Here is a 20257-nt window from a genome sequence, read left to right as displayed (position 1 = left end):
CATTAATTTGATTTAAAATGCGTCGCCAGTTGGAGGGGTTCCCGAGTGGTCAAAGGGAGCAGACTGTAAATCTGCCGCGAGAGCTTCGAAGGTTCGAATCCTTCCCCCTCCACCATTTAGTCAGCAGGTTTTGCCTATTGGGCAAGATTGGATAGGCGGGCATAGTTCAATGGTAGAACCTCAGCCTTCCAAGCTGATGATGCGGGTTCGATCCCCGCTGCCCGCTCCAGATAGGCTCATGTAGCTCAGGGGTAGAGCACACCCTTGGTAAGGGTGAGGTCGACGGTTCAATTCCGTCCATGAGCTCCATAAGTCGCCATGATTTATGGGTATTCCTGTCAAAGTTTTGCTTTTTGGGGTTGTTAATAGTGTGGCTATCGGATAACATATCGGCCGCACTTTTTGTGCACCTTAAAGCAATATAGATAGGCCAGTAGCTCAATTGGCAGAGCAGCGGTCTCCAAAACCGCAGGTTGGGGGTTCGATTCCCTCCTGGCCTGCCACTCTTGAAAGCAAGAGTAGGCACTTCCTGTATATGTTCCAATGTGAATTGATCGGCTGTCGCACGCCCTGGGGAGTTTTTCCATGAGTCAAGAGGCTGAGGTGCAAGAGTCGCGCCACGATGTATTCAAGTGGGCGGTTGTTGTAGTCCTTGTGGCAGCTGTTGTTATCGGGAATTCCTATTTTTCTGATCAGGCTATTCTGTACCGCGTGCTGGGTATAACCGCGCTCGGTCTGATGGCTGTGTTCGTGGCTCTGTTGACCAAACAGGGGCGCGAGCTTTCAGCGCTTGCGAAAAATTCCCGCAAGGAGATTCAGCGTGTTGTCTGGCCTACTCGGCAAGAGACGTTCCAGACCACGGCTATTGTGCTTGCCGCGGTATTGCTGGTCGGGCTGGTGTTGTGGTTGATCGACACCTTCTTCGGTTGGGCGGTATCGGGAATCATTGGTTAGGAGGCTTCATGGCTAAGCGCTGGTACGTCGTTCACGCTTATTCCGGTTTTGAGAAATATGTAATGCGCGCCCTTAAAGAGCGCGTTCGCATGTATGAGGTGGAGGATCTCTTCGGTGAGATTCTGGTGCCTACTGAAGAAGTCGTCGAAATGCGTGACGGCAAGCGTCGCAAGAGCGAGCGCAAGTTTTATCCCGGTTATGTCCTTGTTGAAATGGACATGAACGATCAGACCTGGCACCTCGTTAATGAGACGCCACGTGTCATGGGTTTCATCGGCGGTACGCCGGAGAAGCCTGCTCCCATTACGCCGCGTGAAGCAGATGCGATTCTGCAGCGCGTTCAGGACGGTAATGACAGTCCTCGTCCGAAAACCATGTTTGACGCCGGTGAGACCGTTCGTGTGACCGATGGTCCCTTCGCGGATTTCAATGGTGTGGTCGAGGAAGTCAATTACGAGAAAAGCCGTCTTCAGGTAAGCGTATTGATTTTCGGGCGTTCAACGCCGGTAGAACTGGAGTTTTCTCAGGTCGAGAAAGACTGAGATTGCTCAAGCGTCTGTCCTGATGGGGCAGGCACCTAGGGGAGCCTTTTTGAGGCGCTACCACCCAACTGGAGGCCAACATGGCGAAGAAAGTCCAAGCATATATCAAGCTGCAGGTTGCAGCCGGCAAGGCTAACCCGAGTCCGCCCGTAGGTCCGGCTCTGGGTCAGCACGGTGTCAACATCATGGAGTTCTGCAAGGCGTTCAACGCTGAGACGCAGAACCTTGAAGTCGGCCTGCCGACGCCTGTAGTCATTACGGTTTATTCTGATCGTAGTTTCACGTTCGTTACCAAGACCCCGCCGGCGGCCGTTCTGCTCAAGAAGGCAGCAGGTATCAAGTCTGGTTCCGGCGTTCCGAACAAGACCAAGGTCGGTACCGTGACGCGTGAGCAGCTCGAAGAAATTGCTCGTGCCAAGGAACCTGATCTGACAGCTGCTGATCTTGATGCTGCTGTACGTACCATCGCTGGTAGTGCCCGTAGTATGGGTCTGAACGTGGAGGGGCTCTGAGATGGCTAAACTGAGTAAGCGCGTCAAGTCAATCCGCGAGAAAGTGGACCCGGCCAAAACGTACACCATTGAAGAAGCCGTTACTCTTCTGAGTGAGCTGTCTTCCGTGAAGTTCAAGGAATCGGTCGAAGTGGCTGTCAACCTTGGCGTTGATCCGCGTAAATCCGATCAGGTTGTTCGTGGCGCCACCGTCATGCCCAACGGTACAGGCAACGATGTTCGCGTCGCTGTTTTCGCCCAGGGTGCTGCGGCAGATGCAGCTAAAGAAGCTGGTGCAGACATCGTTGGCATGGAAGAGCTTGCCGATGACATCAAAAAGGGCAACATGGACTTTGATGTTGTTGTTGCCGCTCCTGATGCCATGCGTGTTGTTGGTCAGCTGGGTCAGATTCTCGGTCCGCGCGGCCTGATGCCAAACCCGAAGGTGGGTACGGTTACTCCTGATGTCGCCACGGCTGTCAAGAATGCCAAGGCTGGTCAGGTGCGTTTCCGTACAGACAAGAACGGCATCATTCACGCCGGTATCGGTAAGGTCGATTTCAGTGCTGCTGATATTCAGGGTAACCTGGATGCGCTGGTTGCCGAGCTCAAGAAGCTCAAGCCCAGCACGTCGAAGGGTGTTTACCTTAAGAAGGTCTCCCTGTCCTCGACGATGGGTCCCGGCCTTACAATTGATCATTCCTCCTGGGCGTAAATCCGGGCTGGAAGAACCTTTGCGGTCCCCGTATTCCGTGCGGGGTGCCGTCAAAGACCGCAGGTGCCAAGGCTTAATGTGCTGAGCATGCCTGCGCAGATGGTGCCAGTGTTCTGCACTGACCATCATTCATACTTCACCGGCTGTATCAGGTGGAGATAGATGGTAACCCTGCCGTCCGATTTACAGGACGGGTACGAAGGAGTGAAGAAAGTGCCATTAGGTCTCGAAGACAAAAAGGCAATTGTTGCTGAAGTCAGCGAAACCGCCAGCGCTGCGCTCTCCGTCGTTGTTGCCGACTCTCGTGGTGTTACTGTAAGCGCGATGACTGATCTGCGCAAACAGGCCCGCGACAATGGTGTCCAGTTGCGTGTTGTTCGTAACACCCTGGCCCGCCGTGCTCTTTCAGGTTCTACCTATGAATGCCTCAATGAGTCATTTGTTGGTCCTACCCTGCTGGCTTTCTCCATGGAACACCCGGGCGCTGGCGCTCGCTTGTTCAAGGAATTTGCCAAGAAGCAGCCGGCTTTTGAAGTCAAGGCAATGGCGTACGAAGGCGAATTCATCGCCGCATCTGATATCGATCGTCTGGCTACCCTGCCGACTTACGACGAAGCGATTGCAAAACTGATGTCGGTAATGAAGGAAGCATCTGCTGGCAAGCTGGTTCGTACTTTGGCTGCGCTGCGTGATCAAAAGGAAGAAGCTGCTGCCTGATGGCAGGCATTTACCTTCTGACGCAGTGTGACCATTCATTCGTTAGAGCACACGATGCTCCGCAAAGATTTAGGATTAGAGAATCATGGCATTGAACAAAGAAGACATCATCAACGCAGTTGCTGAAATGTCTGTCATGGAAGTTGTCGAACTGATCGAAGCAATGGAAGAGAAGTTCGGCGTATCTGCAGCAGCTGCTGTAGCTGCAGGTCCGGCGGCGGCTGAGGCTGCTGTTGAAGAACAGACCGAATTTGACCTCGTTCTGACCAGCGCTGGCGAGAAGAAAGTCAACGTCATCAAGGTTGTTCGTGAAATCACCGGTCTTGGCCTGAAAGAAGCCAAGGGTGCTGTCGACGGCGCACCGGCTACCATCAAGGAAGCCATGTCCAAGGACGACGCCGAAGCAGCCAAGAAGAAGCTTGAAGAAGCAGGCGCTTCCGTGGAACTCAAGTAATCCTCGTGGTTACAGCGTTGCACGCTGCTTAAGCGTCTACGGCTGGTGGCGGAACTCCGCCGCCAGCCTTTTTCTGTTGTTACCCGACAAACTCAAGCGTCAACTAACGTTATAGTGTGGGTTGTCGGACGAATCTCTCAACGGCGAGCACATGGCTTGCCGTTGGCGCCTGACAGGTAGGGTCCTGTCGCGGCGTGCCGACCGTGCCGGTCACTCATGGTGAACAAGCTGGGGAATACAGATGGCTTACTCATACACTGAGAAAAAACGCATCCGCAAGGATTTTGGCAAACTGCCGCAAGTGATGGATGTGCCTTACTTGCTGGCCATCCAGCTTGACTCCTATCACGATTTCCTTCAGCAGGAAATGACGCCTGAGCAGCGTCGTGATATCGGTCTGCATGCCGCTTTCCATTCGGTGTTTCCGATCGAGAGTTTTTCAGGCAATGCAGCCCTGGAGTACGTCAGTTATCGTTTCGGGACACCTGCCTTTGATGTCAAGGAATGTCAGCAGCGTGGCGTAACATATTCAGCGCCGTTGCGGGTCAAGGTTCGCCTGATCATTTACGATAAGGAATCATCGAACAAGGCGATCAAGGACATCAAGGAGCAGGAAGTCTATATGGGGGAAATCCCCCTTATGACGGAAAACGGTACTTTCGTTGTCAATGGCACCGAGCGGGTAATCGTTTCTCAGCTGCACAGAAGCCCTGGCGTCTTTTTTGATCACGACAAGGGCAAAAGCCACTCCTCCGGGAAGCTTTTGTACTCTGCACGGGTTATTCCGTACCGTGGTTCCTGGCTCGATTTCGAGTTTGATCCCAAGGATAACGTCTTTGTTCGTATTGACCGTCGCCGCAAACTGCCGGCGAGCGTGTTGCTGCGTGCTCTGGGCTTCTCCTCTGAAGAAATTCTTGATCGTTTCTTCGATACGACCGTTTATAACATTGAAAAATCCGGTTTCTCTGTCGAGCTGGTTCCTGCGCGTCTGCGCGGTGAGACTGCCAGCTTTGACATTCGCGACAACGAAGGTGGGTTGATCGTCGAAGAAGGGCGCCGTATTACACAAAAACATATCCGTCAGCTCGAGAAGGCCGGCATTGACCGCCTTGACGTGCCGATGGAATACCTCTTTGGCAAGACGCTTGCCAAGGATCAGGTTGACCCGAACACCGGTGAGCTGATCACCGAGTGTAATGTCGAGTTGACTCCGGAGCTGCTTGAAAAAATCGGGCAGGCCGGTATTACACGCTTTGAAGTCCTGTATACCAATGATCTGGATACCGGGGCGTTCATCTCCGACACGCTCAAGATCGATACTACCAGCTCGCAGCTTGAAGCACTGGTCGAGATTTATCGCATGATGCGTCCGGGCGAGCCGCCGACCAAGGATGCGGCTGAAACCCTGTTCAATAACCTGTTCTTCTCGGCAGATCGCTACGACCTGTCCGGAGTCGGTCGGATGAAATTCAACCGTCGTCTGCGCCGTGAGGGCGACGAAGGTGAAGGCATTCTGACTCATGAAGACATTGTCGATGTATTGCGTGAGCTGATCAGCATTCGTAACGGCGTGGGTGAAGTCGATGATATCGACCACCTGGGTAACCGTCGTATTCGTAGTGTTGGTGAAATGGCCGAAAACCAGTTCCGCGTTGGCTTGGTGCGTGTCGAGCGTGCAGTGCGTGAGCGCCTTTCCATGGCGGAAAGTGAAGGCTTGATGCCGCAGGATCTGATCAATGCCAAGCCGGTTGCCGCAGCCGTCAAGGAATTTTTCGGTTCCAGTCAGCTGTCCCAGTTCATGGATCAGAACAACCCGCTGTCGGAAGTGACGCACAAGCGTCGTGTTTCCGCGCTTGGGCCGGGTGGTCTGACACGTGAGCGTGCCGGCTTTGAAGTGCGTGACGTACATGCAACGCACTATGGTCGCCTGTGCCCGATCGAGACGCCTGAAGGTCCGAACATCGGCCTGATCAACTCTCTGGCGACCTACGCGCGCACCAACAGCTATGGTTTCCTCGAGACAACCTATCGCAAGGTCATTGACCGCAAGGTGACCGATGATGTCGTAAACCTGTCTGCGATTGAAGAAGGCGACTTCATCATCGCTCAGGCATCTGCCACGGTAGATGAGCAGGGTAACCTGATCGATGACCTGGTTCAGGTACGTCACAAGGGTGAAACAACCTTCATGACACCTGACAAGGTGACACTGATGGACGTATCGCCGCGGCAGGTTGTTTCCGTTGCTGCTGCACTTATTCCGTTCCTTGAACACGATGATGCCAACCGCGCCCTGATGGGCTCGAACATGCAGCGTCAGGCTGTTCCGACACTGAAGGCTGAAAAGCCGTTGGTGGGCACGGGCATGGAGCGTTTCGTGGCACGTGACTCCGGCGTATGTGCCGTGGCGCGTCGTGGTGGCGTAGTGGACTCCGTGGATGCCAAGCGTATCGTCATTCGTGTCAACGAAGATGAGATCATTGGTGGTGAAGCGGGTGTGGATATCTACAACCTCACCAAGTATGTGCGTTCCAACCAGAATACCTGCATGAATCAGCGTCCGATCGTGCGCCCGGGTCATCAGGTCTCCGTGGGTGATATTCTGGCGGATGGCCCTTCTGTCGACATGGGCGATCTTGCCCTGGGCCAGAACATGCGCCTGGCTTTCATGCCGTGGAACGGATACAACTTCGAGGATTCCATCCTCATTTCCGAGCGGGTTGTGGAAGAAGATCGCTTTACCACGATTCATATCCAGGAGCTGACCTGCGTTTCCCGTGATACGAAGCTTGGATCCGAGGAAATCTCGGCGGACATTCCCAATGTGGGCGAGTCTGCACTTTCCAAGCTGGATGATTCGGGGATCGTATATATCGGTGCCGAAATTCATCCGGGCGATATCCTGGTGGGTAAGGTCACGCCGAAAGGTGAGACTCAGCTGACACCTGAGGAAAAACTTCTGCGGGCCATCTTTGGCGAGAAGGCTTCCGATGTGAAGGATACGTCCCTGCGTGCCTCTACCGGCATGAAGGGCACGGTTATCGACGTTCAGGTTTTCACGCGCGACGGGGTCGAGAAGGATACTCGTGCACTGGCCATCGAGCAGATGCAGCTTGATGAGGTGCGCAAGGACCTTCAGGAAACCTATCGTATTGCTGAAGATGCCACGTTCGAGCGTCTGCAGCGCACCCTGTGTGGCCAGCCGGTCAATGGTGGTCCTCGCCTGAGCAAGGGCGACATCATTGATGACGAGTACATGAACGAGTTGCCGCGTCAGCAGTGGTTCAAGCTGCGGATGCAGGACGAGTCTCTCAATGAGCTGCTGGCTCAGGCTGATGAACAGCTTCAGAATCGTCGCAAGGAAATGGACGAGCGCTTCGAAGACAAGAAGCGCAAGCTGACCCAGGGTGATGATCTGGCGCCGGGCGTTCTCAAGATCGTCAAGGTCTATCTTGCAGTGCGTCGTCGCATTCAGCCGGGTGACAAGATGGCTGGTCGTCACGGTAACAAGGGTGTTATCTCCGCGATCATGCCGGTGGAAGACATGCCGTTCGACGAGACCGGTATGCCGGTGGACGTGGTGCTTAACCCGCTGGGTGTACCGTCGCGAATGAACGTCGGTCAGATCCTTGAAACGCACCTTGGTCTTGCAGCGTGGGGTCTGGGCGAAAAGATCAACCGTATGCTTCGTGATGCGCGTGAGCAGCAGCTCAGCGAGATTCGTGCATTCCTTGGGCGCGTGTACAACGAAAGTGGTGGCCGTCAGGAAACCCTCGATGAACTCGACGATAACGACATCATCGAGCTGGCCCGCAATCTGTCCAAGGGTGTGCCGATTGCCACGCCGGTCTTTGATGGTGCCAAGGAGCATGAGATCAAGGGTCTGCTGAGGCTGGCTGATCTGCCGGATTCCGGCCAGATGAAGTTGTTTGACGGGCGTACCGGCGAGAAGTTTGATCGCCCTGTAACCGTGGGTTACATGTATATGCTCAAGCTCAATCACCTGGTTGATGACAAGATGCATGCTCGTTCCACTGGTTCCTACTCGCTCGTTACTCAGCAGCCGCTGGGTGGCAAGGCGCAGTTCGGTGGTCAGCGCTTCGGTGAGATGGAAGTGTGGGCGCTGGAAGCCTATGGCGCTGCCTACACTCTGCAGGAAATGCTGACAGTCAAGTCTGACGACGTCGAAGGGCGTACCAAGATGTACAAGAACATTGTTGATGGTGATCACAGCATGCAACCAGGCATGCCGGAATCCTTCAACGTTCTTGTGAAGGAAATTCGCTCGCTGGGTATTGATATCGAGCTGGAAGGCTAAGGCTTTTCTTCGATCCCTTTGTTGGTCCGCGGGAGGGGTATTACCCTCCCGCTCATGACAACTCCGCAACGGAGCCGACCCCCATGAAAGATTTGGTCAAAGTTCTCAAATCGCAGGCACAGTCCGACGAATTTGATGCCATAAAAATTACGCTGGCGTCACCGGACATGATTCGCTCGTGGTCCTACGGCGAAGTCAAAAAGCCCGAAACCATTAACTACAGGACCTTCAAGCCCGAGCGCGATGGCCTGTTCTGTGCCAAGATTTTCGGCCCTGTAAAGGATTACGAGTGCCTCTGCGGCAAGTACAAGCGCATGAAGCACCGTGGCATCATTTGTGAAAAATGTGGTGTCGAAGTTACCAAGGCCGCGGTTCGCCGCGAGCGTATGGGCCATATTGAACTGGCTAGCCCTGTCGCACATATCTGGTTTTTGAAGTCGCTGCCGTCTCGTATCGGCATGCTGCTCGACATGACCCTGCGTGATATCGAACGTGTTCTTTACTTCGAGTCCTTTGTCGTCATTGATCCAGGCATGACAACGCTTGAGCGCGGTCAGCTTCTTAACGATGAGCAGTATTTCGAGGCTCTCGAAGAATTTGGCGACGATTTCGATGCTCGTATGGGTGCCGAGGCAGTACAGGCGCTTCTGTCCGACATCGAGCTGGACGAAGAAGTGGAGCAGCTGCGTGAAGAAATTCCGCAGACCAACTCCGAAACCAAGATCAAGAAGCTTTCCAAGCGTTTGAAGCTGATGGAAGCTTTCCAGAAATCCGGTAACAAGCCGGGCTGGATGATCATGGAAGTGCTGCCGGTGCTGCCGCCGGATCTGCGTCCGCTGGTGCCGCTGGATGGCGGTCGTTTTGCGACGTCTGATCTGAACGACCTTTATCGTCGCGTGATCAACCGTAATAACCGTCTGAAGCGTCTGCTCGACCTCAATGCGCCGGATATCATCGTGCGCAACGAGAAGCGCATGCTTCAGGAGTCTGTGGATGCGCTGCTGGACAACGGCCGTCGTGGTCGTGCCATTACCGGTTCCAACAAGCGTCCTCTGAAATCCCTTGCCGACATGATCAAGGGTAAACAGGGTCGTTTCCGTCAGAACCTGTTGGGCAAGCGCGTTGACTACTCTGGCCGTTCCGTTATCACGGTTGGTCCGCAGTTGCGTCTGCATCAGTGTGGTCTGCCGAAGAAAATGGCACTTGAGCTGTTCAAGCCTTTCATCTATTCCAAGCTGCAGTCGCTGGGCCATGCGTCCACGATCAAGGCTGCGAAGAAGATGGTTGAGCGTGAAGTGCCCGAGGTCTGGGATATCCTGGCCGATGTCATTCGTGAGCATCCGGTTATGCTTAACCGTGCGCCGACGCTGCACCGGTTGGGTATCCAGGCCTTCGAGCCGCTTCTGATCGAAGGCAAGGCGATTCAGCTGCACCCGCTGGTGTGTGCGGCTTACAACGCTGACTTTGATGGTGACCAGATGGCTGTTCACGTACCGTTGACGCTGGAAGCCCAGCTGGAAGCGCGTACGCTGATGATGTCGACCAATAACGTGCTGTCACCTGCCAATGGTGAGCCGATTATCGTCCCGTCTCAGGACGTGGTGCTTGGCCTTTACTACATGACGCGCGAAAAAATCGCCGCCAGGGGTGAAGGTATGGTATTTGCCAACCTGAATGAGCTTGAGCGCGCATTCGGTACGCAAAGCGTTGAGCTGCACGCTCGCGTCAAGGTGCGCTTGACCGAGTGGCTGGCCGAAGAGGACGGTGGCGAGTTCCTGCCGGTAACTTCCATCAAGGAAACCACGGTCGGTCGAGCGCTGCTGTTCCGAATTCTGCCGAAGGGACTGTCCTTCGAACTGGTCAATCGCCCGATGAAGAAAAAGGCGATTTCCCAGTTGATCAACTCGGGCTACCGCCAGGTAGGCCTGAAGGAAACGGTCATCTTTGCTGACCAGTTGATGTATACCGGCTTCCGCCTCGCGACCTGGTCTGGTGCATCCATCGGTGTCAATGATTTCGTTATTCCCGATTCCAAGAAGGCGATCATTGAAGCTGCCGAGGAAGAGGTCAAGGAAATCGAGGCGCAGTTCTCCTCCGGTCTGGTAACTGCCGGCGAGAAGTACAACAAGGTCATCGATATCTGGTCCAAGGCCAACGACAAGGTGGCCAAGGCGATGATGACGGGTATTTCCAAGGAAACCGTGACAGATCGTGAAGGAAACGAGGTTGAGCAGGATTCCTTCAACAGTGTCTTCATCATGGCCGATTCCGGTGCACGTGGTAGTGCAGCCCAGATTCGTCAGTTGGCGGGTATGCGTGGTCTGATGGCGAAGCCGGATGGCTCCATCATCGAAACGCCGATTACTGCCAACTTCCGTGAAGGTCTGAACGTACTTCAGTACTTCATCTCGACGCACGGGGCTCGTAAGGGTCTTGCGGATACCGCACTGAAAACGGCCAACTCCGGTTATCTGACACGCCGTCTGGTAGACGTGGCACAGGATCTGGTCATTACCGAGCATGATTGCGGCACGGAAGATGGCGTAACGCTGCACCCGGTAATCGAGGGTGGTGACATCATCGTTTCTCTGGCGCAGCGTGTACTGGGTCGTGTCGTGGCGCAGGATGTTGTTGATCCCAAAAGCCAGGATGTGCTGATCCCGCGCGGTACGCTGCTGGACGAAGCATGGTGCAGTAACCTGGAAACCATGGGTGTGGACGAGATTGTTGTCCGCAGTACCATCAACTGTAATACCCGTCACGGCGTGTGCTCCAACTGCTACGGACGTGATCTGGCGCGTGGCCATCTGGTGAACGTGGGCGAGGCGGTTGGTGTTATTGCAGCCCAGTCCATCGGTGAGCCGGGTACCCAGCTGACAATGCGTACGTTCCACATCGGTGGTGCCGCTTCGCGTGCGTCCGCGGTCGACAGTGTTCAGGTCAAGCACGGTGGCAGTGTCCGCCTGCACAACATCAAGTCGGTTGAGCGTGCTGATGGCAAGCTGATCGTGGTATCGCGCTCCAGTGCTCTGGCCGTCGCCGATGACCATGGCCGTGAGCGTGAGTACTACAAGCTGCCTTATGGTGCCGAGCTTTCCGTCAAGGATTACGATCCGGTCGAGCCTGGTCAGATCGTTGCCAAATGGGATCCGCACACCCACCCGATCATCGCGGAAGTAGCCGGACGGGTGCAGTTCACGGACATGGAAGAAGGCCTGACCATGAACCGCACGGTGGATGAGATGACGGGGCTCTCCTCGATCGAGATCACCGAAAGCGGAAACCGTCCAGCAGCAGGTCGGGACAAGCGTCCAATGATCATGCTGCAGGACGCAGCGGGTGAGTCCATTTCCCTGCCAGGCTCGAATACGCCGGTTCAGTACCTGCTGCCGGGTAATGCAATCGTATCGGTGGATAACAACGCACCTATCGATGTCGGCGAAGTTGTTGCCCGTATTCCGGTTGAGGCGTCCGGTAACAAGGACATCACCGGTGGTCTACCGCGTGTGGCGGACCTTTTCGAAGCGCGTAAGCCGAAAGAGCCGGCCATTCTGGCGGAGATTTCCGGTACCGTTACCTTCGGCAAGGAGACCAAGGGCAAGCGTCGCTTGATGATCACGCCTTCCGAAGGCGATGCCTTTGAGATGCTGATTCCGAAGTGGCGTCAGATCAGCGTCTTCGAGGGCGAGACGGTCGAGAAGGGCGAGGTTATTTCCGATGGTCCCAGCAACTCGCACGATATTCTGCGCCTGCTGGGTGTCGAGGAGCTCGCCAAGTATATTACGGTCGAGATTCAGGACGTTTATCGTCTGCAGGGTGTTGGCATCAATGACAAGCACATCGAAGTTATCGTGCGTCAGATGCTGCGCAAGGTAGAGATTCTGGATGCCGGCGATACGAACCTTATACCGGGCGACCAGGTTGATATTGATCGTGTTCAGGAAGTGAATGCGGCAGCTGAGGCGGAAAATCGCTTCCCGGCCAAGTTCTCGCGCGTGCTGCTGGGTATTACCAAGGCATCGCTGGCTACCGAGTCGTTCATCTCTGCCGCCTCGTTCCAGGAAACCACGCGCGTATTGACCGAGGCTGCCGTGACCGGCAAGCGCGATTATCTTCGCGGCCTGAAGGAAAACGTAGTGGTAGGTCGTCTGATTCCTGCCGGAACAGGTCTGGCACACCATGCCGAGCGCCGTCGTCGGCGTGAGGATTCAGAGCGCCATCTGCATCCTTCGGCTCTGGATGTAGAGCAGCAATTGGGCGAGCATCTGACGGCACTGGATGCTGATGACGATTTTTAAGGCTTTTAACGTGCTGCAGGCACCTTGTCTGCAGCACCGGGCTTGACTCCCCTTGCCTTGAAACCCTAAAATTCGCAGCCTTTAACAGTGGGCAAGGCTCAGCCTTGCTCACTGCCTTAGTGTCAAAAACCTCATTGGAGTGAGAAATGGCAACTGTTAACCAGCTCGTGCGCAAGCCGCGCAAGCGCCCCATCGCCAAGAGCGATGTACCCGCGCTGCAGGCCTGCCCACAAAAGCGTGGTGTCTGCACACGTGTATATACCACCACCCCGAAAAAACCGAACTCGGCCCTGCGTAAGGTCTGTCGTGTTCGTTTGACCAACGGGTTTGAGGTCACGTCCTATATCGGCGGTGAAGGTCACAACCTTCAGGAGCACTCTGTTGTGCTGATCCGCGGCGGTCGTGTAAAGGATTTGCCGGGTGTGCGTTATCACACCGTTCGTGGCGCGCTGGATACTTCCGGTGTTCAGAATCGTAGGCAGGGCCGTTCCAAATACGGTACCAAGCGTCCTAAATCCTAATTCAATTCCGGTCTGATAAGAGTAAGGTCGGACGCGCCCTGGCGTTGTTCCGAGGTTACCTGAAGGACTCTTTAACGTGAGGGCTTGTCATGCCTAGAAGGCGCATTGTTGCAAAACGCGAGATTCTGCCGGATCCGAAATTCGGAAGCACCCGTCTCGCGAAATTCATGAACCACCTGATGATCAGCGGCAAAAAATCTGCGGCCGAGCGCATCGTTTATGGTGCACTGGATCGCGTTGCCGAACGCTCCAATGAGGCGCCGCTGGACATGTTTGAGAAGGCTCTGGAAACCATTCAGCCCATGGTTGAGGTCAAGTCTCGCCGTGTGGGTGGTGCTACTTACCAGGTGCCTGTAGAAGTACGCCCGTCGCGTCGCCATGCGCTTGCCATGCGCTGGATGGTTGATGCTGCGCGTAACCGTGGCGAAAAAACCATGGTGCAACGTCTGGCCGGGGAAATCCTGGATGCGGCGGAAGGCAAGGGTGCCGCTGTCAAGAAGCGTGAAGACGTGCATCGCATGGCAGAAGCCAACAAGGCTTTCTCCCATTACCGCTTCTAAACCATAGGACTGACTATCGTGCCACGTAAGACACCACTTAAGCGTTACCGTAATATTGGTATCGTTGCACACGTCGACGCTGGTAAGACTACGACGACCGAACGTGTACTGTTCTATACCGGCCTGTCTCACAAGGTAGGCGAAGTTCATGAAGGCGCAGCCACCATGGACTGGATGGAACAGGAGCAGGAGCGTGGTATTACCATCACCTCTGCTGCAACAACCTGTTTCTGGCAGGGCATGAGCAAGCAGTTTGATGAACACCGTATCAATATCATCGATACACCAGGACACGTTGACTTTACTATCGAAGTCGAACGTTCCCTGCGTGTTCTTGATGGCGCTGTTGTCGTACTGTGTGGCTCTTCCGGCGTTCAGCCGCAGACTGAAACCGTCTGGCGTCAGGCCAACAAGTATGAAGTTCCCCGCATGGTGTTCGTCAACAAGATGGACCGTGCGGGCGCTGACTTCTTCATGGTTGTCAATCAGCTGAAGGAGCGCCTTGGCGCCAACACTGTGCCGATCCAGATCAACTGGGGTGCAGAGGATGAGTTCAAGGGCGTCATCGATCTTATCCAGATGAAAGCCATTGTCTGGGACGAAGATAACTTCGGCATGAACTACGAGTTGGCAGATATTCCTGCCGACCTGCAGGAAACTGCCGAGAAGTTCCGCGAAGAGATGGTCGAGGCTGCAGCTGAAGGCTCTGATGAGTTGATGGAGAAGTACCTTGAAGAAGGTGAGCTGACCATCGAGGAAATCAAGGCCGGTCTGCGTACTCGTACTCTGGCCAACGAAATTGTTCTCGTTACCTGTGGTAGCGCCTTCAAGAACAAGGGCGTACAGGCTGTGCTGGACGGCGTTATCGAATACATGCCGTCTCCGACTGAAGTCAAGGCCATCGAAGGTGAGCTTGACGACAAGGACGGCACCATCGAAACGCGTGAAGCTGATGACTCTGCGCCGTTTGCGGCGTTGGCCTTCAAGATCGCCACTGACCCGTTTGTTGGTACGTTAACCTTCATTCGCGTCTATTCGGGCGTGCTGAAGTCCGGCGACAGCATTTTCAACTCGGTCAAGTCCAAGAAAGAGCGTGTTGGTCGTATCGTTCAGATGCACTCCAACTCGCGTGAAGAGATCAAGGAAGTATATGCAGGCGATATCGCTGCCTGCATCGGTCTCAAGGACGTTACTACCGGTGATACCCTGTGCGACATCAATGACAAGATCATTCTTGAGCGTATGGAATTCCCGGATCCCGTCATTTCCGTAGCGGTTGAGCCTAAATCCAAGGCTGACCAGGAAAAAATGGGTGTGGCGCTTGGCAAGCTGGCTCAGGAGGATCCGTCCTTCCGTGTCAAGACTGATGAAGAGACTGGTCAGACCATCATTTCCGGTATGGGTGAGCTGCACCTGGACATCATCGTTGACCGTATGCGTCGCGAGTTCAAGGTCGAGGCCAATATCGGCAAGCCTCAGGTGGCTTACCGTGAAACCATTCGTACTGGTGTCGAGCAGGAAGGCAAGTTTGTTCGTCAGTCCGGTGGTCGCGGCCAGTTTGGTCATGTATACCTTCGCATCGAGCCCCTGACCGCAGAGGACAAGGGTGAAGATGAGGAAATGACCTTCAAGTTCAATTCCGAAATCGTTGGTGGTGTCGTACCGAAAGAGTACGTCCCTGCTGTCGAGAAAGGTGCATTTGAACAGCTTCAAAATGGTGTCATCGCGGGCTATCCCATGATTGACGTCAAGGTCACGCTGTTCGACGGTTCCTACCACGACGTTGACTCCAACGAAAACGCTTTCAAGATTGCCTCTTCCATGGCAGTCAAGGAAGGCGCTCGCAAGGCTGGGGCGGTACTTCTCGAGCCTATGATGCGGGTTGAAGTAGTTACCCCTGAAGATTTCATGGGTGACGTTATGGGCGACCTCAACCGTCGCCGTGGTTTGGTCCAGGGCATGGATGACTCGTCTTCAGGCAAGATCATTCGTGCAATGGTCCCGCTGGGCGAGATGTTCGGTTATGCAACCGATCTGCGCTCACAGACCCAGGGCCGCGCAAGCTACTCCATGGAGTTTGCGAAGTACGATGAGGCGCCCAACAGCGTCGTCGAAGCCGTTATCAACCAAAACGGATAACCGTTTAGTCAAGTAAAGAGGTTATAGCAGTGGCTAAGGAAAAATTTGAACGTTCCAAACCGCACGTAAACGTCGGCACCATCGGTCACGTTGACCACGGTAAAACGACGCTGACAGCGGCTCTGACTCGCGTATCTGCCGAAGTTTTCGGTGGTGACTGGCGTGAGTTCAATACCATCGATAACGCTCCTGAAGAGCGCGAGCGTGGTATTACCATCGCAACGGCACACGTCGAGTATCAGTCTGAAGAGCGTCACTACGCGCACGTTGACTGCCCTGGGCACGCTGACTACGTCAAGAACATGATCACCGGTGCTGCGCAGATGGATGGCGCTATCCTGGTATGTTCCGCAGCTGACGGCCCCATGCCGCAGACTCGTGAGCACATCCTGCTTTCTCGTCAGGTTGGCGTTCCGTACATCGTTGTCTTCCTGAACAAGGCAGACATGGTCGATGACGAAGAGCTGCTCGAGCTGGTCGAAATGGAAGTTCGTGAGCTTCTAAACGAATATGACTTCCCGGGCGATGACACGCCGATCATCATCGGTTCTGCACTGATGGCGCTTGAAGGCAAGGACGACAACGGCATGGGTACTACTGCTGTTGCCAGCCTGATCAAGGCGCTTGACGAGTACATTCCGGAGCCGGAACGTGCCATCGATCAGCCGTTCCTGATGCCGATCGAAGATGTTTTCTCCATCTCCGGTCGTGGTACTGTTGTTACCGGTCGTATCGAGCGCGGTATCGTCAAGACTGGTGATGAAGTCGAAGTTGTCGGTATTCACGACACTACCAAGACTACCGTTACCGGTGTTGAGATGTTCCGTAAGCTGCTCGACGAAGGTCGTGCAGGTGAGAACGTTGGTGCGCTGCTGCGTGGCACCAAGCGTGATGACGTCGAGCGTGGTCAGGTTCTGGCCAAGACCGGCACCATCAAGCCGCACACCAAGTTCGAGTCCGAAGTTTATATCCTGTCCAAGGAAGAAGGTGGTCGTCATACGCCGTTCTTCAAGGGCTATCGTCCGCAGTTCTACTTCCGTACCACCGACGTGACCGGAACCTGTGAGCTGCCGGAAGGCGTTGAGATGGTAATGCCGGGCGACAACGTCCAGATGGTTATTACTCTGATCGCTCCGATCGCCATGGAAGACGGTCTGCGTTTCGCAATTCGTGAAGGCGGCCGTACCGTTGGCGCTGGCGTTGTAGCTAAAATCATCGAGTAATTTCGTTACTCGGGTATAAATAAGGGGGCTCGTCTCGAGCCCCTTTGTCATGTGTGTTTGACACTCATAGTTGGTCTGCCTATAATGCGCATCCTTTTAATGCGTAGGCGGGCGGCCAGGTTATAGTCGTCAGGTCGCCTTAATCCGTTGGAGTTCAGGGCTAATGCAGAACCAAAAAATTCGCATTCGGTTGAAAGCGTTCGACCATCGCCTGATTGATCAGTCCGCTCAGGAAATTGTTGAAACTGCCAAGCGTACTGGTGCACAGGTTCGTGGGCCGATCCCGCTGCCAACCAATCGCGAGCGTTACACCATTCTGGTCTCACCGCACGTCAACAAGGATGCGCGTGACCAGTATGAAATTCGTACACACAAGCGTGTGCTGGATATCGTCGAGCCGACAGAGAAAACTGTCGATGCCTTGATGAAGCTTGATCTGGCTGCTGGTGTTGACGTTCAAATTAAAGTTGATTAACCACCACACTAGTCACTTTGGTCTTCGCAAATAGAGCGAAACCACCGCGTCGGGATGACGCCATACAATGTGCTAGTGGAATGCTCTGGAAAGGGCAGCCATAGCGGGTGATAGCCCCGTACACTATAGGAGACTGAACATGACGATCGGTTTAGTCGGCAAGAAGAGCGGTATGACCCGCGTCTTCACCGAAGACGGCACGTCTGTGCCTGTAACCGTTATCGAAGTTGACCCTAATCGCGTAACTGCCGTCAAGACTCTTGAAGTCGATGGCTACCGTGCGATCCAGGTGACTTCTGGTTCCCGTAAAGCCAAGCACCTTTCTGAATCTGTTCGCGGCCAGTTCGCGAAAGCAGGTGTCGAGGCTGGACGGTCCCTGTCCGAGTTCCGCCTGGCGGATGGCGAAGAAGCGCCTGAAGTTGGTGGTGAGCTCACCGTATCCCTCTTTGAAGCTGGTCAGATGATTGACGTGACCGGCACGTCCAAGGGCAAGGGTTTTGCCGGTGCTGTCAAGCGCTGGAATTTCCGCACCCAGGACATGACTCACGGCAACTCCCTTTCTCACCGTGCACCAGGCTCCATTGGCCAGTGTCAGACCCCCGGTCGTGTCTTTAAAGGCAAGAAGATGGCGGGTCAGATGGGTAATGTGCGCAGCACTGTGCAGGGTCTTGAAATCGTGCGTGTAGACGCTGAGCGCAACCTGTTGCTCGTCAAGGGCGCCGTTCCCGGTGCACCAGGCAGCGACGTTGTTGTACGCAATGCCGTCAAAGCTCGCTGAGGGGTAGTTTCCAATGAATCTGAATCTTGCTGGAACAGGCGCTGGAGCTGTAGAGCTCTCTGAAGCGACCTTTGGTAAAGAGTTTAATGAAGCACTGGTTCATCAGGTGGTAACTGCCTATCTGGCAGGTGGTCGCCAGGGTACCCGTGCACAGAAAACCCGTAGTGATGTCAGCGGCGGAGGCAAGAAGCCGTGGCGTCAAAAAGGTACTGGCCGTGCTCGTGCCGGTACTATCCGTTCTCCGATCTGGCGCTCGGGCGGTGTTACCTTTGCGGCGCGTCCTCAGGACTTCTCGCAGAAGGTCAACCGCAAGATGTACCGTGCGGCCATGCGCTCCATTCTCTCCGAGCTGGTCCGTCAGGATCGCCTTGTGGCTGTTGAGTCCTTCAGCGTTGATGCGCCGAAGACCAAGCAGCTGGTTGGCAAGCTCAAGGAACTGGATCTCGAGAAGGTTCTTATCGTCACTGAAGATGTCGATCAGAATCTGTTCCTGGCTGCGCGTAATGTTCAAGACATTGACGTTGTCGATGTAGCTGCTGCTGATCCTGTTCGTCTGGTCGCCTATGACAAGGTGCTGATGACTGTTGCAGCACTGCGGAAGTTCGAGGAGAAGTTGGCATGAACCAGGAACGCATCTTCAAAGTGCTGCTCGGTCCGCACATGACCGAAAAGGCAGCCTTCGCTGCAGAGAAGAGCAACCAGTACGTGTTCAAGGTGGCCGCTGATGCGACCAAACCAGAGATCAAGAAAGCTGTTGAATCCCTGTTTGAAACTCGGGTCGCCGGCGTTCAGGTCCTGAACATGAAAGGCAAGGTCAAGCGCAGCGTTCGTGGCGAAGGTCGTCGTAAAGGGTATCGCAAGGCCTATGTAACACTGGCCCAGGGCGAAACTCTCGAAGACTTCACCGGTAACGAGTGAGGCAGGAGAACGGATCATGGCAGTAGTCAAGACTAAACCAACGTCCGCAGGTCGTCGTCACAAGGTTAAGATTGTAGACGAGTCCTTGCACAAGGGACGTCCTTACGCTCCGTTGCTCGAAGCACAGCATCGCAACGGTGGTCGTAACAATTATGGCCGTATCACCACACGTCACGTGGGTGGTGGTCATCGCCAGCATTACCGTTTGATCGATTTCAAACGGACCAAGGATGGCATTCCGGCAACTGTTGAGCGGATCGAATATGATCCCAACCGCAGCGCCAATATTGCTCTTCTGAAATATGCAGACGGCGAGCGTCGCTACATCATTGCACCGAAAGCCGTAGTGGCAGGTGATCGGCTTGAGTCTGGTGTCAACGCACCGATCAAGCGTGGTAATACGCTTCCGCTTCGTAATATCCCTGTGGGCTCTACCATCCACTGCATCGAGCTGAAGCCTGGCAAGGGCGCTCAGATGATCCGCAGTGCCGGTGCAAGCGCTCAGCTGGTTGCACGGGAAGGCAACTACGCCACCATTCGTCTGCGTTCAGGCGAGATGCGTCGTGTATTGTCCGAGTGTCGTGCCACCCTGGGTGAAGTAGGCAACTCCGAGCATAGCCTGCGTCAATTGGGCAAGGCCGGTGCCAAACGTTGGAAAGGGGTTCGCCCGACCGTTCGCGGCGTCGCGATGAACCCGGTTGACCACCCGCACGGCGGTGGTGAAGGTCGCACCAGTGGCGGTCGTCACCCGGTTAGTCCGTGGGGCATGCCGACCAAGGGTCACAAGACGCGCAAGAACAAGCGTACTGACAAGCTTATTGTCCGTCGCCGGAAAGCCAAGTAACAGGATATTAAGGGGTAACGGCTGTGCCACGTTCATTGAAGAAAGGTCCTTTTATTGACCTTCATCTTTTGAAGAAGGTCGAGGCGGCTGTGGAAAAGAACGACCGTAAACCAATCAAGACCTGGTCGCGTCGTTCAATGGTCCTGCCGAATATGGTTGGACTCACCATCGCTGTCCATAATGGTCGTCAGCATGTACCGGTCTATGTCTCTGAAGAGATGGTCGGTCACAAGCTCGGCGAATTTGCTGCCACCCGTACCTACCGCGGCCACGCGGCAGACAAGAAAGCCAAGCGGTAAGGAGCAAAGAA

Annotated in this window: 18 protein-coding genes and 4 tRNA genes; all 22 read left to right on the top strand. The window is 54.7% G+C overall.

Annotated features, from left to right (window positions below):
• Positions 1-31 precede the first annotated feature (31 nt).
• Positions 32-115: transfer RNA gene (locus OQ287_RS15085), tRNA-Tyr, on the top strand.
• 40 nt (positions 116-155) lie between these two features.
• A tRNA-Gly gene (locus OQ287_RS15080) sits at positions 156-229 on the top strand.
• A gap of 5 nt (positions 230-234) precedes the next feature.
• A tRNA-Thr gene (locus OQ287_RS15075) sits at positions 235-309 on the top strand.
• Positions 310-427: 118 nt separating this feature from the next.
• Positions 428-503, top strand: a tRNA-Trp gene (locus tag OQ287_RS15070).
• Positions 504-585: 82 nt separating this feature from the next.
• On the top strand, positions 586-954 hold the full coding sequence (secE, locus tag OQ287_RS15065; protein ID WP_250939633.1) for a preprotein translocase subunit SecE: 369 nt from the start codon (positions 586-588) through the stop codon (positions 952-954).
• Between the two features lie 8 nt (positions 955-962).
• Positions 963-1496, top strand: coding sequence for a transcription termination/antitermination protein NusG (nusG, locus tag OQ287_RS15060; RefSeq protein ID WP_250939634.1), 534 nt, complete (start codon positions 963-965; stop codon positions 1494-1496).
• 80 nt (positions 1497-1576) lie between these two features.
• Positions 1577-2008 (top strand): 50S ribosomal protein L11, encoded by a 432-nt coding sequence (gene rplK / locus OQ287_RS15055; RefSeq protein ID WP_250939635.1) that lies wholly within the window; start codon positions 1577-1579, stop codon positions 2006-2008.
• A 1-nt stretch (position 2009) separates the two neighbouring features.
• Positions 2010-2702 (top strand): 50S ribosomal protein L1, encoded by a 693-nt coding sequence (rplA, locus tag OQ287_RS15050; protein WP_265896962.1) that lies wholly within the window; start codon positions 2010-2012, stop codon positions 2700-2702.
• A gap of 213 nt (positions 2703-2915) precedes the next feature.
• Positions 2916-3419 carry a 50S ribosomal protein L10 gene (gene rplJ, locus OQ287_RS15045; RefSeq protein WP_250939826.1) on the top strand — a complete coding sequence of 168 codons (504 nt, stop codon included), beginning with the start codon at positions 2916-2918 and terminating at the stop codon, positions 3417-3419.
• Positions 3420-3504: 85 nt separating this feature from the next.
• Positions 3505-3873, top strand: a complete 369-nt coding sequence (gene rplL / locus OQ287_RS15040) for a 50S ribosomal protein L7/L12 (protein ID WP_250939637.1) — start codon at positions 3505-3507, stop codon at positions 3871-3873.
• Between the two features lie 241 nt (positions 3874-4114).
• Positions 4115-8191: a DNA-directed RNA polymerase subunit beta gene (gene rpoB / locus OQ287_RS15035; protein WP_250939638.1), complete on the top strand. Its 4077-nt coding sequence runs from the start codon at positions 4115-4117 to the stop codon at positions 8189-8191.
• An 83-nt stretch (positions 8192-8274) separates the two neighbouring features.
• On the top strand, positions 8275-12489 hold the full coding sequence (gene rpoC, locus OQ287_RS15030) for a DNA-directed RNA polymerase subunit beta' (RefSeq protein WP_265896961.1): 4215 nt from the start codon (positions 8275-8277) through the stop codon (positions 12487-12489).
• Between the two features lie 146 nt (positions 12490-12635).
• Positions 12636-13010 carry a 30S ribosomal protein S12 gene (gene rpsL, locus OQ287_RS15025; RefSeq protein ID WP_250939640.1) on the top strand — a complete coding sequence of 125 codons (375 nt, stop codon included), beginning with the start codon at positions 12636-12638 and terminating at the stop codon, positions 13008-13010.
• Positions 13011-13099: 89 nt separating this feature from the next.
• A complete protein-coding gene (gene rpsG, locus OQ287_RS15020; protein WP_250939641.1) occupies positions 13100-13570 on the top strand; it encodes a 30S ribosomal protein S7 in 471 nt (156 codons plus the stop codon).
• 18 nt (positions 13571-13588) lie between these two features.
• Positions 13589-15709 carry an elongation factor G gene (fusA, locus tag OQ287_RS15015; RefSeq protein ID WP_250939642.1) on the top strand — a complete coding sequence of 707 codons (2121 nt, stop codon included), beginning with the start codon at positions 13589-13591 and terminating at the stop codon, positions 15707-15709.
• A 29-nt stretch (positions 15710-15738) separates the two neighbouring features.
• Complete coding sequence (tuf, locus tag OQ287_RS15010; protein WP_250939643.1) at positions 15739-16932, top strand: elongation factor Tu; 1194 nt, start codon at positions 15739-15741, stop codon at positions 16930-16932.
• 163 nt (positions 16933-17095) lie between these two features.
• Positions 17096-17407 carry a 30S ribosomal protein S10 gene (gene rpsJ, locus OQ287_RS15005; RefSeq protein WP_250939644.1) on the top strand — a complete coding sequence of 104 codons (312 nt, stop codon included), beginning with the start codon at positions 17096-17098 and terminating at the stop codon, positions 17405-17407.
• Between the two features lie 139 nt (positions 17408-17546).
• Positions 17547-18185, top strand: coding sequence for a 50S ribosomal protein L3 (rplC, locus tag OQ287_RS15000; protein WP_250939645.1), 639 nt, complete (start codon positions 17547-17549; stop codon positions 18183-18185).
• Positions 18186-18198: 13 nt separating this feature from the next.
• Positions 18199-18807 carry a 50S ribosomal protein L4 gene (gene rplD / locus OQ287_RS14995; protein WP_250939646.1) on the top strand — a complete coding sequence of 203 codons (609 nt, stop codon included), beginning with the start codon at positions 18199-18201 and terminating at the stop codon, positions 18805-18807.
• Complete coding sequence (rplW, locus tag OQ287_RS14990) at positions 18804-19103, top strand: 50S ribosomal protein L23 (protein ID WP_250939648.1); 300 nt, start codon at positions 18804-18806, stop codon at positions 19101-19103. Before rplD ends, rplW begins: the two co-directional genes overlap by 4 nt.
• Before the next feature lie 16 nt (positions 19104-19119).
• Positions 19120-19947 carry a 50S ribosomal protein L2 gene (rplB, locus tag OQ287_RS14985; protein WP_250939650.1) on the top strand — a complete coding sequence of 276 codons (828 nt, stop codon included), beginning with the start codon at positions 19120-19122 and terminating at the stop codon, positions 19945-19947.
• Positions 19948-19970: 23 nt separating this feature from the next.
• Positions 19971-20246, top strand: coding sequence for a 30S ribosomal protein S19 (rpsS, locus tag OQ287_RS14980; protein ID WP_250939651.1), 276 nt, complete (start codon positions 19971-19973; stop codon positions 20244-20246).
• Positions 20247-20257: the final 11 nt, after the last annotated feature.

This window comes from Larsenimonas rhizosphaerae (genome assembly GCF_026240105.1).
Taxonomy (GTDB): domain Bacteria; phylum Pseudomonadota; class Gammaproteobacteria; order Pseudomonadales; family Halomonadaceae; genus Larsenimonas; species Larsenimonas rhizosphaerae.
This window is presented reverse-complemented; position numbering and strand designations above follow the sequence as displayed.

Coding starts and splice junctions, on each gene's coding strand:
- rpsL (WP_250939640.1), top strand. CDS start 12,636: ATGGCAACTGTTAACCAGCTCGTGCGCAAGCCGCGCAAGCGCCCCATC.
- rplC (WP_250939645.1), top strand. CDS start 17,547: ATGACGATCGGTTTAGTCGGCAAGAAGAGCGGTATGACCCGCGTCTTC.
- rplL (WP_250939637.1), top strand. CDS start 3,505: ATGGCATTGAACAAAGAAGACATCATCAACGCAGTTGCTGAAATGTCT.
- rpsG (WP_250939641.1), top strand. CDS start 13,100: ATGCCTAGAAGGCGCATTGTTGCAAAACGCGAGATTCTGCCGGATCCG.
- rplA (WP_265896962.1), top strand. CDS start 2,010: ATGGCTAAACTGAGTAAGCGCGTCAAGTCAATCCGCGAGAAAGTGGAC.
- rpsJ (WP_250939644.1), top strand. CDS start 17,096: ATGCAGAACCAAAAAATTCGCATTCGGTTGAAAGCGTTCGACCATCGC.
- rplW (WP_250939648.1), top strand. CDS start 18,804: ATGAACCAGGAACGCATCTTCAAAGTGCTGCTCGGTCCGCACATGACC.
- rpoC (WP_265896961.1), top strand. CDS start 8,275: ATGAAAGATTTGGTCAAAGTTCTCAAATCGCAGGCACAGTCCGACGAA.
- secE (WP_250939633.1), top strand. CDS start 586: ATGAGTCAAGAGGCTGAGGTGCAAGAGTCGCGCCACGATGTATTCAAG.
- rplB (WP_250939650.1), top strand. CDS start 19,120: ATGGCAGTAGTCAAGACTAAACCAACGTCCGCAGGTCGTCGTCACAAG.
- rplD (WP_250939646.1), top strand. CDS start 18,199: ATGAATCTGAATCTTGCTGGAACAGGCGCTGGAGCTGTAGAGCTCTCT.
- nusG (WP_250939634.1), top strand. CDS start 963: ATGGCTAAGCGCTGGTACGTCGTTCACGCTTATTCCGGTTTTGAGAAA.
- rpoB (WP_250939638.1), top strand. CDS start 4,115: ATGGCTTACTCATACACTGAGAAAAAACGCATCCGCAAGGATTTTGGC.
- rplK (WP_250939635.1), top strand. CDS start 1,577: ATGGCGAAGAAAGTCCAAGCATATATCAAGCTGCAGGTTGCAGCCGGC.